We start from the raw sequence: 13,396 nt of genomic DNA on the forward strand, positions 1-13,396 counted from the left end.
GTGACTGGAGTTGATTACCATCAGGGTTCCCCGTTGGGCACAATGATAGGCGATGGCCTTGGTATCGATATCCACCCGCAGGCCAGGATGGGTGAGGATATCGATGGGATAACGGTGCAGGGCGGCAATTACTGCCTGGGTGTTCCTGTCCCGCATCGCGACTTTGGTGCGTTTGAAGTAGCGACCGACGACATTGGGCAGGGTCAGCTGCAGTCCGTCCCTTAGGGAACCGGGATTAACCAGAATATGCAATCCCGCTTGAACCACATCGAAGATTTCCAGGTCTTCTTCGGAGATGTCAAGGCGACCATCAACGCTGAGGATGTTGGCCTCAACGCCCAGCAACCCTCGGACGTTGGGAACCAGCTGGGCGGCGGCCTCCATTTCAGCCCGGATCTGTCGGAAGGTATCGATTCCTTTTGTGCCGATGCCAAAGAGGTTGGCCGGACCATGGTCGCTGATGGCCACTTCCTTTAGGCCCTTAGCCGCGGCAGCCTTGAGGTTGTCCAGGACAGTGCCGGTGCCATGGCTGTGGATGGTATGGGTGTGATAATCTGCTGCGATGCGCATCGTGGTTGGTCCTCCTTAGTCACTGGGTGGATCATAGGACAGAGTTGCTTTGGGGCAGGATAGTGGCAGGAAACTGGCCCCGGCGACAGGAAGTCATGGGTAGGCGACGGTAGCCCCAATACTTAGCCTGTCATTTCCTTTTCACCGAAATGCTCCAAGGCGTCAGCTGGCAAAAGCAAGTTCTTGATGAGTAATATATCTAGGGTGGGGATGAAATGTCCTTTTCTCAAAATGCCAAGGCGGAGTTGTCCCGTGTTTTTCCACCGAGTATCCAGGGTCTGATCTGTGAACTATGTGGGATTATATATTACGCTGGGGACAATGGGCAAATCGAAGATGGATTCAGCATCGCCGTTGGCAGCGCGGCCATCGCTCGCAAAGCCTATACCATGGTCAAGAAGCTGGTGGATTTGACGGTCACCATTATGGTGCGCAACAAGATTCGCCTGCAACAGGGTCGCACCTATATTGTTGCGGTAGAGCGGCAACCGGGATACGACAGGCTCTTGGATTTTCTCCCGGCCAGTGAGGAAGCCTTAGCTGAAGTGATCACAGCTGGGGGTCCTTCGGAAATGGCAGCGTTCCTGCGGGGTAGCTTCCTTGCCTGTGGCTCCATTACTAACCCGGAGAAAAACTACCATCTGGAGATGGTTTGTCAGCGACAGGGTCAGGCAGAGATGCTGGTTCAGGCGGCTAAGGCCTGTAACGTAGACTTTCGCGTGTCCCACAGAAAGGGTGTGCCGGTGGTTTACGTGAAAGAGGGCGAGCAAATCGTCCACTTCCTGAATATGGCTGGAGCCAACAATGCCCTTCTGACCCTGGAAAATATCCGAGTTTGGAAGGAACTGCGCAATCAGGTTAATCGCCGAGTAAATTGTGAAACCGCGAACATGGATAAGACGGTGAAGGCGGCCATGGAGCAGATCCGAGCGATTAAGGTATTGGCAGATACCATTGGGCTGAGCAAACTGCCCAAGTCCCTTCAGGGTGTGGCGCGGCTGCGCTTGGACTATCCCTACGCCAGTCTCAAGGAGTTGGGAACCCTGTTAGATCCGCCGATTAGCAAATCCGCGGTGAATCATCGGATGCGCAGGATCGAGAAACTGGCCAAGGAGCTTACCAACACTAAGGGAGCCGAGGGTTTAGATACATGATTTTAACTAATTTAATGGCAGGAGTTACCTGGAAAGGCCTAGAAATATCGAAAGGACTGAATTTTTTTGCCATGAGTGGGACGGAATGTGTGCTTGCGGGACATTTTTTGGCCAGCGCTCCGCCCAGTTACACATGAGGTTGGTGCTGGTATGGACCGGGTAAATACATTGCGAAAAATCCTACCGGAAATCGATGAGTTGTTGGAAAGGCGCTATGCTATCCTCCGGGCAATTGGTTTTGCTCAGCCCATTGGACGCAGGAGCTTGGCAACGCAGGTACAGATGTCGGAAAGAATGGTCCGCAACGAAGTGGAGATCTTAATTGAGCAGGGACTGGTGGCGACCAGGTCCACCGGGATGCGGATCACTGAGGATGGCCGCCGGATTCTGGAAGAATTGGAGGAGCCGGTGAGGCACTTGCGGGGCCTTTTTGAGCTAGAGCAACGTCTTGCCCAGCGGCTGCAACTGGATACGGTGATTATCGTTCCGGGAGATTCTGACATTGATAGTTCCGTCAAGCAGGAAATGGCAAAAGTTACCGCTAAATATCTGATTGGTGTTTTAAGGGATGGCCTTGTTTTGGCGGTAACCGGTGGTACCACCTTGGCAGAGGTGTCCCGGAGTTTTCCCCCGGTGCCACGACGCTTTGATATTACCGTGGTACCCACCAGGGGAGGACTAGGGGAGGAAGTAGAAAAGCAAGCTAATACCGTGGCCGCGGGACTGGCCCAGCATCTGGGGGCTCGCTACCGCCTGCTGCATGTTCCCGACGACATTGGTGCCGAGGCTCTGCAGTCCCTGGCGTCAGAGCCGAAAATTGCCGAGTTGTTGGCCCTAATCAAGGGAGCCGATATCGTTGTCCATGGTATCGGCACCGCCGAGGAAATGGCCCGGCGGCGGGGAATGTCGTCGGAGGAGATTCAACGTCTAAAAGAACTGGGCGCGGTGGGAGAAGCCTTCGGCTACTATTTCGATCGTCATGGGCGCATTGTTTACGCAACCTCCAGTCTGGGAATGAGGATGGAAGACCTGGACCATGTCGATGTGGTGATTGCCGTAGGCGGAGGCAAATCAAAGGCGGAGGCGGCGTTGGCTGTAATGTCCAATCGCTATCAAAGGGTTTGGATCACCGATGAGGGCGCTGCCAGGCAGATGCTGGATCTGGTTGAATAAACCACTGGCCCGGTGAAGATCAGGATTGAGAATGTTTTTCCTCAAGTTTTGAGGAGATAACTACACTTGGAACATTACCCTAAGGAGGAGATTTACGTGGCAATCAAAGTTGGTATCAATGGGTTTGGTCGAATCGGCCGCCTAGTGTTCCGGTACGCTTTTGGCAACCCCAATATTGACATCGTTGCCATCAACGACCTGACCGATGCAAAGACCTTGGCTCACCTGCTGAAGTATGACTCTGTACATGGGACCTTCCCGGAGGAAGTCGAGGTCGACGGTGATTACATCGTCGTTGGCGACAAGCGGATTCGGGTTAGCGCTGAGCGTGATCCCAAGAACATTGGTTGGGGAGACCTTGGTGTAGAGTACGTTGTTGAGTCCACTGGTGTTTTCCGGACCAAGGAATCTGCCATGGCTCACATCGAGGGTGGCGCCAAGAAGGTTGTCATCACTGCTCCCGCCAAGAACGAAGACATTACCATTGTCATGGGTGTCAACGAGGATCAATACGATCCCGCTAACCACCACGTTGTGTCCAATGCTTCCTGTACCACCAACTGTCTAGCACCGGTGGCTTATGTATTGGATAAGGTCTTCGGGATTGAGCACGGTCTGATGACCACCGTTCACGCCTATACCAATGACCAGAATATCTTGGACTTGCCCCATAAGGATCTCCGCAGAGCTCGGGCCGCTGCAATGAGCATTATTCCCACCACTACCGGTGCTGCTGCTGCCGTGGCTTTGGTACTGCCTCAGTTGAAGGGTAAGCTCGATGGCTTTGCCATGCGGGTTCCCACTCCCGACGTTTCGGTAGTCGACTTGACGGTAAAACTGAGCAAGTCCGTTACCGCCGAAGAGGTCAACAATGCCTTGCGCGAGGCTGCTGAAGGCGAACTCAAGGGTATCCTCGGCTATGAGCCCAAGGAGCTGGTGTCCATGGACTTCAAGGGCGATTCCCGCTCCTCGATTGTCGATGCCAGTCTAACCACTGTGATGGCCGACGACATGGTCAAGGTTGTCTCCTGGTATGATAACGAGTGGGGTTATTCCTGCCGAGTCGTAGACCTGGTAGAGTACATGGCCAGCAAGGCTTAATAGGTCAAACGGTAATTCGAGCACCCCTGTCTCCAAAGCTTTGGTGACGGGGGTTGCTGTGTACAGCTATATGTGACTTCTTGAAATATAGGTGGTGGATGCGATGAATAAAAAGACCATCGATGATATCTCCGTTCAGGGTAAAAGGGTACTGGTCCGTGTTGACTTCAACGTTCCTGTTAACGACCAGCGGGAAATCACTGATGACAAGCGGATTCGCGCTGCCTTGCCAACCATCAAGGCTTTGTCTGACAAGGGTGGCAGGGTAATTCTGGTTTCCCACTTTGGACGTCCTAAGGGCAAGGTAGTAGACGAGATGCGCCTTGATCCCGTCGCCAAACGCTTGTCGGAATTGTTGGGTCGTGAGGTAAAGAAGACCGATGATTGCATCGGCGATGAGGTGAAGCAAGCGGTAGCAGCCATGGAAGATGGCGATGTCTTGCTCCTGGAAAATGTCCGGTTCCATCCCGGTGAAGAGAAGAATGATCCGGAGTTTGCCAAGGCCTTGGCAGAGCTGGCTGACGTGTATGTTAACGACGCCTTTGGAGCTGCCCACAGAGCCCATGCCTCTACCGAAGGTGTAACTCGGTATATCGATACCGCGGTTGCCGGCTATCTGATGCAGAAGGAAATCGAGTTCTTGGGTGGCGCCTTGGATAACCCGAAGCGTCCCTTTGTGGCTATTTTGGGAGGAGCTAAGGTCTCTGACAAGATTGGGCTGATCAATAACCTGATCGATAAGGTAGACACTCTCATTGTCGGTGGTGGGATGGCCTACACCTTCCTGAAGGCCAAGGGCTATGAGGTTGGCGATTCGCTGTTGGATGAAGAGCGGATCGAACTGGCCAAAGAGATGATGGACAAGGCCCAGGCCAAGGGTGTAGAGTTCCTCTTGCCTGTGGATATCACCGTTGCCTCCGAGTTTGCCGCGGATGCTGAGCATAAGGTAGTGGCCGCGGATGAGATTCCTGCTGGCTGGCAGGGTCTAGACATCGGGCCCAAGACCCTGGAGTTGTTTAAGGAGGCCGTCGCCAAAGCGGCAACCGTGGTCTGGAACGGTCCCATGGGTGTATTTGAAATGCCGGCCTTTGCCAAGGGAACCACTGGATTGGCGTCGGTGTTGGCCGAGAGCGATGCCATTACTATTATCGGCGGTGGAGACTCTGCTGCTGCCGTGGAGCAGGCCGGTTTGTCCGATAAGATGAGCCATGTTTCCACCGGTGGTGGAGCGTCCATGGAGTTCCTGGAAGGGAAGGAGCTACCTGGAGTCGCTGCTTTGAACGACAAATAGCTGATAGATTTATTGTACAATCATAGTTCATAGCCTAATCGAAGGTGCTCCTTCGGGGCGATCCAAAGGGGTGTTCGCATGCGGGTTCCGGTAATTGCCGGCAACTGGAAGATGTACAAGACAGCCGAAGAGGCTGTGGAGACGGTAAATGAGCTTAAACCCTTGGTGGACAAGGTTAAGGATAGAGAGGTAGTTATCTGTGCACCCTTTACGGCCTTGGCTGACTTGGTGCGAGCAACCGAGGGCAGCAACATTGCCGTGGGGGCCCAGGACGTGTTCTGGGAAGAGGAAGGGGCATACACCGGTGAAGTCTCTCCGGGAATGCTCACCGCCTTGGGAGTGAAATATGTCATCATCGGTCACTCGGAACGGCGGCAGTATTTTGGGGAAACCGATGAGACGGTGAATAAGAAGCTGAAGGCCGCTCAAAGCCATGGTTTGATCCCCATTGTCTGTGTTGGTGAGAGTCTGGAGCAACGGCAAAGCGGTCAGACGGAAGAGGTAGTCACCACCCAGGTCAAGGGCGCCTTTGCCGGCGTGGATGCAAAGAATGCCGCGGCTGTGATCATTGCTTATGAACCCATCTGGGCAATAGGGACTGGTCAGACAGCAACCTCTCAACAGGCTAATGAAACCATTGCGTTAATTCGCCAAGTTGTCGCAGAATTGTACGATGAGAAGGTAGCCGATGAGATTCGAATTCAATATGGTGGTAGTGTCAAACCAGGGAATGTTGATGAATTAATGGGACAGTCTGATATTGACGGCGCACTAGTTGGAGGAGCAAGTTTAGAGGCTGACAGTTTTGCGCGTATCGTTAATTTCGTAACTGATCAGACTCCCTAAAGGGGGTTAAGCAGGTGAAAGCAAAGCATCCAGTTTGTTTAATGATCCTCGATGGCTTTGGACTCAATCCCCGGGATGAGGGTGATGCTACAAAGCTAGCCAATAAGCCTAATCTGGATCGCATATTTGCCCAATATCCTCGGGCTACCTTGCAAGCCTCAGGGGAAGCCGTGGGGCTGATGGCTGGGCAGATGGGTGACTCCAATGTGGGGCACTTGAATATCGGTGCCGGGCGAATTGTTTATCAAGATGTGGCTCGGATCAGCAAGTCTATCAGGGACGGCGAGTTCGAAACCAACCAATGGTTGTTACACGCCATGGAGGCGGCTAGGGATCGAGGCAGCGCCTTACACCTGATGGGTCTGGTGTCTCCCGGCGGGGTTCACAGCCACAGTGAGCACCTGTACGCTCTCCTGGAGATGGCGAAGGCCAACGGTGTCAAGGAAGTTTACGTCCATGCCTTTTTGGATGGGCGAGACGTGCCGCCCAGCAGTGCCAAGGAGTATATCGAGGAACTGCAGGCCAAGATCGATGAGATTGGGATCGGGCAAATAGCCACCGTTAGCGGTCGGTACTATGCCATGGATCGGGATAAGCGCTGGGAGCGGACGGAAAAGGCCTATCGTGCCCTGGTACTAGGTGAAGGTCGTCGGGCTACCTCCGGAGTGGAAGCGGTGACTACAGCCTATGGGGCTGATGAGACCGACGAATTTGTAATTCCCACCGTCGTCGTCGATGAGCAGGGTAATCCCGTGGGACCCATTAAGGATGGGGATTCCGTTCTCTTCTTCAACTTCCGTGCCGACCGGGCTCGGCAAATTACCAGAGCCTTTGTCGATGAAGAGTTCGCTGGATTTACCCGACCCCCGGAGCATCCCGAGGTCACCTTTGTGGGGATGACCCGCTACGATGAGACCATTAAGGCTCCCTTTGCCTATCCGCCCCAGGATTTGCGGAATACTTTGGGGGAAGTCGTGGCCAATAACCAGATGAAGCAGCTGAGAATCGCTGAAACGGAAAAGTACGCCCACGTCACCTTCTTTTTCAGCGGTGGTGAGGAGAAGGAATTTCCAGGTGAGGTACGGAAACTAATCCCGTCACCCAAGGTTGCCACCTATGATTTGCAGCCAGAGATGAGTGCTCCTGAGGTGGCCGATGCGGCGGTAGAATTGATTCGCAGTCGGGAATTTGACTTGATTGTACTCAACTTCGCCAACTGTGATATGGTGGGCCATACCGGCAGTATTCCTGCCGCGGTTGCCGCCGTGGAGGCCGTCGACGCTGGCGTTGGCAAAGTAGTGGAGGCGATGCAGGAGATCGGTGGATACGTCCTCCTGACTGCCGATCATGGTAACGCTGAGCAGATGGTGGACTACGAGACCGGTGAGCCCCACACGGCCCATACCTCCAATTTGGTTCCAGTGGTGTTGATCTCGGATCTGGAAGATGTCTCTTTGCAAGACGGAATCTTAGCCGATCTGGCTCCGACGGTACTGGATTTGCTGGAACTGGAGCAGCCTGAGGAAATGACTGGAAAGTCGTTGCTAGTTCGTTAGTCATAGTATTACCCGGGGTAAATATCTTCGGGTAATACTCATTACATATAGCGAGGTGAGGGATATGTCCCTAATTGAAAGCGTATACGCCCGTGAAGTTCTCGACTCCCGTGGCAATCCTACCGTTGAGGTAGAAGTTGTCCTGATGGATGGCTCCTTTGGTCGAGCCATTGTGCCCTCCGGTGCATCCACCGGTGCCTTTGAGGCAGTGGAATTGCGGGATGGCGACAAGAACCGCTATCTCGGCAAGGGTGTCCTGCAGGCCGTTGAGAATGTCAATGAAGTGCTGGCCCCAGAACTCGTAGGCCTCAGTGCTTTGGATCAGGTCCTGGTGGACAAGACTATGATCGAGATCGATGGTACTGAGAACAAGGGTAAGCTCGGTGCCAACGCGATTTTGGGTGTCTCCCTGGCGGTGGCTAAGGCAGCGGCCCAAAGCTGTGGCCTGGAGCTGTATCAGTATCTAGGCGGCGTCAACTCTAAGACCCTACCGGTACCGATGATGAACATCCTCAACGGTGGCGAGCATGCCGACAACAACGTTGACATCCAGGAGTTCATGATCATGCCCGTAGGTGCCAAGGACTTTGCTTCCGCCTTGCGGATGGGTGCCGAGGTATTTCACAGTCTCAAGGCCGTTCTGAGTGCTAAGGGTCTCAATACTGCTGTGGGTGATGAGGGTGGCTTTGCTCCTAACCTCAGCTCCAATGAGCAGGCCATTGAGGTCATCCTTGAGGCCATCGAGAAGGCAGGATACAAGCCCGGTGAAGAGGTTGGCATCGCTTTGGACGTAGCTTCCACTGAGCTCTTTGCCGATGGCAAGTACCACTTCAAAGGTGAAGGCGTGGTTCGGGATACCGACCAGATGATCGAGTTCTACGAGAACCTGGTCAACAAGTACCCGATTCTTTCCATTGAAGACCCCCTCAGCGAAGATGAGTGGGATGGCTGGAAGAAGCTTACCGAAAGACTCGGCGATCGGGTGCAGTTGGTGGGAGACGACTTGTTTGTCACCAATACCAAGCGGCTGAGCCGGGGTATTGAGATGGGTGTTGCCAACTCCATCTTGATTAAGGTTAACCAGATTGGTACCTTGACGGAGACCCTCGACGCCATTGAGATGGCAAAGCGGGCAGGCTACACTGCTGTTATTTCCCATCGCTCCGGTGAGACCGAGGACACCACCATCGCGGATATTGCCGTTGCCACCAATGCCGGCCAGATCAAGACCGGTGCTCCTTCCCGTACCGACCGCGTAGCTAAGTACAACCAACTGCTGCGGATCGAGGACGGTTTGGAGGAAATGGCCCAATATCCTGGTATGGCTGCCTTCTATAACCGCAAGTAGTAGTTGTAGGCATGACCCCTTTCGTGATACAATAGGTTGGTAAGAAAACAAGTACGGCCCCAATCAGGAGAGGGGGTGTCTGCATGGAAACAGTGCTCATGGTTTTGCAACTCATCGTGTCGCTAGGATTGATCGTAGCGATAGTCTTACAGGAAAGTAAGGGAGAAGGACTGGGATCAATCGGTGGTGGAGCACAGATGTTTTTTGACAAACCCACTCGATTGGAAGCAACGTTGGAAAAAGCAACAACAACGTTGGCTGTGCTGTTTCTTCTTCTGACTATCATATTGCTGATCATCTAACTAAGGTACATGACAGCCGGCTCGGACCAGGAGCCGGCTTTTCTTTATCATCGTATCCACCGTAGACCGCCAAGAAGGGTGGGCTAGAAAGCGAGAGTGAGGCAATGGACCTATCGGGATGGGAAATCCTGTGTCTGCTGCTGGCAGTGGTGGGATGGTTGGGCTCGATTCTGCCGGCCCTACCGGGTCTGCCGCTGTCCTTGGCGGCATTGATTGGATATGGGATTGTCACGGATTTTGCGGTAATTGGTACCGGTACTCTACTGCTGGCGGGATTGTTGACCTTGGTCAACTACTTTGTCGGGTACCTATTGGGAGCAAGACTGGCCAGAAGATTCGGACAGGTGGAGGTACCGGCTTGGGGAATCTTTATTGCTTCAATTTTAGGGAGTATGGTCATGGGTCCCATAGGTCTTCTCGCTGCTCCGATCTTGGTGGTGTTAGCTAGGGCACTGGTGGTGGGAGCTGGACTGCAGAGGGGGATACTCTCTGCCCTGGCCGTGGCCGGCAGCATGTTAGTTGAAGTGATGATGGAGTGGTTGGTGGCAACGTGGATCCTGATTCTCTTGCTGCGAGCCATATTCTAAGGCTGCCTATCTTGTAGATCGTAGCTTGCAAGACTGGACTGCAGGACTTTGCTTTGCCAATGCCGAAATGCTGACTAAGGTGTGAAAAGCCGCCCCAAGGGCGGTTTCTTTGTCTGTACGAGGAGGTTTTTTCGTGACTGCACTGGCCGAGACCCGGTGGATGATTCAACCTAATGACCCGGAACGGGCTCGCGTTCTGGCACAGGCAGTTGGCATTAGTCCCATCACAGCTCAGCTGCTGCTAAATCGAGGAATTACTACCCCCAAAGCCGCGCAGGAGTTTCTCTATCCATCTCTGTCTCAGTTACACTCCCCCTATGGGTTAGCGGACATGGACCGGGCGGTAGCAACCATCGTCGCCGCCATGGAGGCTGGACTGCCAATCACCATTTACGGCGATTATGACGTTGATGGCACATCTAGTGCGGCTTTGCTCATCAATGTCTTTCGGCGACTGGGTGTTTCCCACGTCGATTATTATATTCCCCATCGGATTGATGAGGGCTATGGTTTAAATGAGGCGGCGATCTACGACCTGGCACAGCGGGGCAGCAAGCTGTTGATCACCGTGGACTGCGGCGTGACTGCCGTGGAGGAAGTCGCTCTTGCTCAGCGGTTGGGAATGCAAGTGGTGGTGACGGATCACCATCAACCGGGCCGGGAATTGCCGGCGGCTGAAGCGGTGATCGACCCCCATCGCAGTGATTGTCGGTATCCCTTTCCCCATCTGGCGGGCGTTGGCGTGGCCTTCAAATTAGCCCAGGCCCTGCTCCACACCGTGGGCGGTGCCCCGGACCGTTGGGATGAGGTGGGAACCGAGTGGCTGGATCTGGTGGCACTGGGCACCATTGCCGATGTGGCCTCTGTCCATGGGGAAAATCGAGCTATTATCAAGTATGGCCTGGAGCGGATGGCGGCGAGCGCTAATCTGGGAATTCAGGCACTGATGGAGGTTGCTCGGGTCACACCCGAGACCCTGTCGGCAACTACCGTTAGTTTTGGACTTGCCCCCCGCATCAATGCCATGGGGCGGATGGACGATGCTGGCAAGGTAGTGGAGATGCTCACCACTGCCGACTACGCTCGGGCCAAGGAAATCGCCGAGACATTGGACGAGTACAATGCCAGTCGGCGCAGCCTAGAGGCAGAGATCCTGCAAGAGGCCATCGCCTTGGTAGAAGAATCGAAAAGCTATCTCACCGATAAGGTGTTGGTGGTGGCCAAGGAGGGCTGGCACCACGGAGTGATAGGAATAGTTGCCTCAAGGCTAGTGGAACGCTACTATCGTCCGGTTATTGTCGTTGCCCTAGAGGATGGCATCGGCAAAGGCTCAGCTCGCAGTATCGATGGCTTCGATCTTTTTGCTGCACTCAAGGAATGTCACGAGGTGCTGGTGGGGTATGGCGGGCATACCATGGCTGCGGGGATTTCCTTGCGGCAGGACAAGCTAACGGAGCTGCGCCAACGGATTAACCAGGTAGCGGATCAGTGGCTGACCCCAGAGGACCTGATTCCCAGACTGCTGGCTGAGGCGGAGGTGGCGCTGTCAGACCTGAGCTTTCGTCTGGTGGAGGAACTGAATCTTTTTGCGCCCTTCGGTCCCGATAATCCACCCCCGGTTTTGACCAGCCGAGGTGTGCCCTTGCGGGAAGTGCGGGCCGTAGGTAAAGAACACCGGCATCTGCAGTTGTATTTTGCCCCGGAGACGGGAATTCGGCAGGGGATTGCCTTCGGTTTCGGGGCCATGAAGGAGGACTTACTCCATCTATCCCACGTGGATATCGCTTATTGTCCAGACATTAATGAATTTAACGGTGAGCGCAGCCTTCAGCCCAAGATCAAGGATATTAAGATTGCCCAGGAGTACTTGCGGGCGAGTCTCTTGAGTCGGATCTCGGATCGGTTTCAGGGGTTGCCGGAAAGTACCGCCTATGACCATGTGGAGGCCTTTGGGTTGTTGGAAGGGGAAGGCACGCCGGCACCGGCCTTGTCTGATTGTCGATGGCTGGATGGCAGAGGCGAGAACAAGGGCGACTATCTCCGGGATGTGATCGGCGCCAGCGCCAATCCCTTGGTGATCTGGGTGAATCGGGTAGGCTTTGCCTGCGCTTTGGCCGACAATATTGCTGCCGCCTTTCCCGGTTTGTCTGGTGGGATCACCGTCTACAGCCACCAGATGGAGCAAAGTTTGCAGGATGAATGCCTGTGCTATCATCAGGAATTGCCGTGGCGGGTGATTGTCACCGACGCTGACCAGCTGCCTTCATCCCTATTGGGGCCACATCCGGATCTGCTGGTTTACCACCTTCCCCCTAGTCCCTATTACCTCTGGCACCTGGCTCAGCAATGCCAGTCTAGGCAAGGTGCTGTTCATCTGCTATTTGATGAGATGGATTCGACTCAGGCTCGACAGCTATTGGCGTGGTCTTGGCCCGATGCTGATCAGTTGCGCCGCATCTATGTAGAGTTATACCGCCTTTGTACCGTCGGCGTTGCAGAACCCCTTGAGGAGCTTTTTCTGGACATCGGACCTCGGCTCAGGCTTACTCGTCAGGGTTTGCTTAGGGCCCTGGAGGTTTTTGTCGAACTGGGACTGTGCCAGTTCTCTGAAACTGGCTTGGTGCTAGGGGAAGCGCCCAAGAACAGACTAGACTTGGAACTTTCGGTACGGTATAATAATGTCGTTCAGAGTAGGGAAAGAATGGAGAAGTGGATTGAGTCAGCCTCGCAGCGCCCAATGTCGCTTTTGCGGCAAATGCTGGCGAAACTAGCGGAAGCGGTCTAGGAGACTGCTGGGGTTTGAGAATTTATCGGCAAAGGAAGTTTACTTATGGACCTTAAGAGCAAAATCAGGGTGATTGAAGGATTTCCTCACAAAGGCGTTAGTTTCAAGGACATTACCACTTTGCTGGCGGATCCTGAGGCGTTTCGCTATACCATTCAGCAAATGGCGGAGTACTGTCGTACCAAAGATATTGACCAAATCGTTGGCGTTGAGTCTCGTGGGTTCCTCTTTGGGGCTCCCTTGGCCTATGAACTGGGATTGGGATTTACCTTGATTCGTAAGCCTGGCAAGCTTCCGGGAGAGGTTTTCAGGGGCGAGTATGATTTGGAGTTCGGGACCGATGCCCTGGAAATCCACCGGGATGCGATTAAACCTGGCCAGAAGATTATTATTGTCGATGACTTATTGGCAACCGGTGGCACCATCAGCGCTGCCGCGAGCCTAGTCGAAGAGTTGGGCTGTGAGATCGCTGGCTTCCTATTCTTGATTGAGCTAGAATATCTCAAGGGTCGAGAGAAGTTAGCGGATTATGATGTGTGTGCATTGGTCAAATATGATCAGTAAAATGCCCCATTTCAAGGGTTTTGGGCAAATGCACTAATCGCGAATCATCTATAGTTGTGGGAACCCGTCGCCTGTGACGGGTTTCGTTGTACGAGATAGCATTTACCAAGAATTCCACG

Annotated in this window: 12 protein-coding genes; 11 read left to right on the forward strand and 1 reads right to left on the reverse strand. The window is 53.9% G+C overall.

What is annotated here, in order from left to right:
- A partial coding sequence (locus GX030_05260) for a PHP domain-containing protein (GenBank protein NLV91790.1) occupies positions 1-570 on the reverse strand: 570 nt, incomplete at its 3' end.
- A 215-nt stretch (positions 571-785) separates the two neighbouring features.
- On the opposite strand from GX030_05260, the gene whiA reads away from it, so the two are divergent.
- The 11 genes from whiA to GX030_05315 all read left to right on the forward strand — a co-directional run bounded on the left by whiA (position 786) and on the right by GX030_05315 (position 13,277).
- The gene (gene whiA / locus GX030_05265) at positions 786-1,724 is read left to right on the forward strand and encodes a DNA-binding protein WhiA (protein NLV91791.1); all 939 of its coding nucleotides are present in this window, start codon (positions 786-788) and stop codon (positions 1,722-1,724) included.
- A gap of 150 nt (positions 1,725-1,874) precedes the next feature.
- Entirely contained in the window at positions 1,875-2,897 is a 1,023-nt protein-coding gene (locus GX030_05270) for a hypothetical protein (GenBank protein NLV91792.1), read from the forward strand.
- 96 nt (positions 2,898-2,993) lie between these two features.
- Positions 2,994-3,998, forward strand: a complete 1,005-nt coding sequence (gene gap / locus GX030_05275; protein ID NLV91793.1) for a type I glyceraldehyde-3-phosphate dehydrogenase — start codon at positions 2,994-2,996, stop codon at positions 3,996-3,998.
- A gap of 103 nt (positions 3,999-4,101) precedes the next feature.
- On the forward strand, positions 4,102-5,289 hold the full coding sequence (locus GX030_05280) for a phosphoglycerate kinase (GenBank protein ID NLV91794.1): 1,188 nt from the start codon (positions 4,102-4,104) through the stop codon (positions 5,287-5,289).
- A gap of 78 nt (positions 5,290-5,367) precedes the next feature.
- The gene (locus GX030_05285; GenBank protein NLV91795.1) at positions 5,368-6,135 is read left to right on the forward strand and encodes a triose-phosphate isomerase; all 768 of its coding nucleotides are present in this window, start codon (positions 5,368-5,370) and stop codon (positions 6,133-6,135) included.
- Between the two features lie 41 nt (positions 6,136-6,176).
- Positions 6,177-7,691, forward strand: a complete 1,515-nt coding sequence (locus GX030_05290) for a 2,3-bisphosphoglycerate-independent phosphoglycerate mutase (GenBank protein ID NLV91796.1) — start codon at positions 6,177-6,179, stop codon at positions 7,689-7,691.
- Between the two features lie 64 nt (positions 7,692-7,755).
- The gene (eno, locus tag GX030_05295) at positions 7,756-9,039 is read left to right on the forward strand and encodes a phosphopyruvate hydratase (protein ID NLV91797.1); all 1,284 of its coding nucleotides are present in this window, start codon (positions 7,756-7,758) and stop codon (positions 9,037-9,039) included.
- 83 nt (positions 9,040-9,122) lie between these two features.
- Positions 9,123-9,341: a preprotein translocase subunit SecG gene (gene secG / locus GX030_05300; GenBank protein ID NLV91798.1), complete on the forward strand. Its 219-nt coding sequence runs from the start codon at positions 9,123-9,125 to the stop codon at positions 9,339-9,341.
- A 104-nt stretch (positions 9,342-9,445) separates the two neighbouring features.
- A complete protein-coding gene (locus GX030_05305) occupies positions 9,446-9,928 on the forward strand; it encodes a DUF456 domain-containing protein (GenBank protein NLV91799.1) in 483 nt (160 codons plus the stop codon).
- 133 nt (positions 9,929-10,061) lie between these two features.
- A complete protein-coding gene (recJ, locus tag GX030_05310; protein NLV91800.1) occupies positions 10,062-12,713 on the forward strand; it encodes a single-stranded-DNA-specific exonuclease RecJ in 2,652 nt (883 codons plus the stop codon).
- A gap of 45 nt (positions 12,714-12,758) precedes the next feature.
- Positions 12,759-13,277, forward strand: a complete 519-nt coding sequence (locus tag GX030_05315; protein ID NLV91801.1) for an adenine phosphoribosyltransferase — start codon at positions 12,759-12,761, stop codon at positions 13,275-13,277.
- The last annotated feature ends 119 nt before the right edge of the window (positions 13,278-13,396 follow it).

It is taken from the genome of Bacillota bacterium (assembly GCA_012727955.1).
Classification (GTDB): domain Bacteria; phylum Bacillota; class Limnochordia; order DTU087; family JAAYGB01; genus JAAYGB01.

Coding starts and splice junctions, on each gene's coding strand:
- GX030_05280 (NLV91794.1), top strand. CDS start 4,102: ATGAATAAAAAGACCATCGATGATATCTCCGTTCAGGGTAAAAGGGTA.
- GX030_05315 (NLV91801.1), top strand. CDS start 12,759: ATGGACCTTAAGAGCAAAATCAGGGTGATTGAAGGATTTCCTCACAAA.
- GX030_05270 (NLV91792.1), top strand. CDS start 1,875: ATGGACCGGGTAAATACATTGCGAAAAATCCTACCGGAAATCGATGAG.
- eno (NLV91797.1), top strand. CDS start 7,756: ATGTCCCTAATTGAAAGCGTATACGCCCGTGAAGTTCTCGACTCCCGT.
- GX030_05290 (NLV91796.1), top strand. CDS start 6,177: ATGATCCTCGATGGCTTTGGACTCAATCCCCGGGATGAGGGTGATGCT.
- whiA (NLV91791.1), top strand. CDS start 786: ATGTCCTTTTCTCAAAATGCCAAGGCGGAGTTGTCCCGTGTTTTTCCA.
- GX030_05305 (NLV91799.1), top strand. CDS start 9,446: ATGGACCTATCGGGATGGGAAATCCTGTGTCTGCTGCTGGCAGTGGTG.
- GX030_05285 (NLV91795.1), top strand. CDS start 5,368: ATGCGGGTTCCGGTAATTGCCGGCAACTGGAAGATGTACAAGACAGCC.
- secG (NLV91798.1), top strand. CDS start 9,123: ATGGAAACAGTGCTCATGGTTTTGCAACTCATCGTGTCGCTAGGATTG.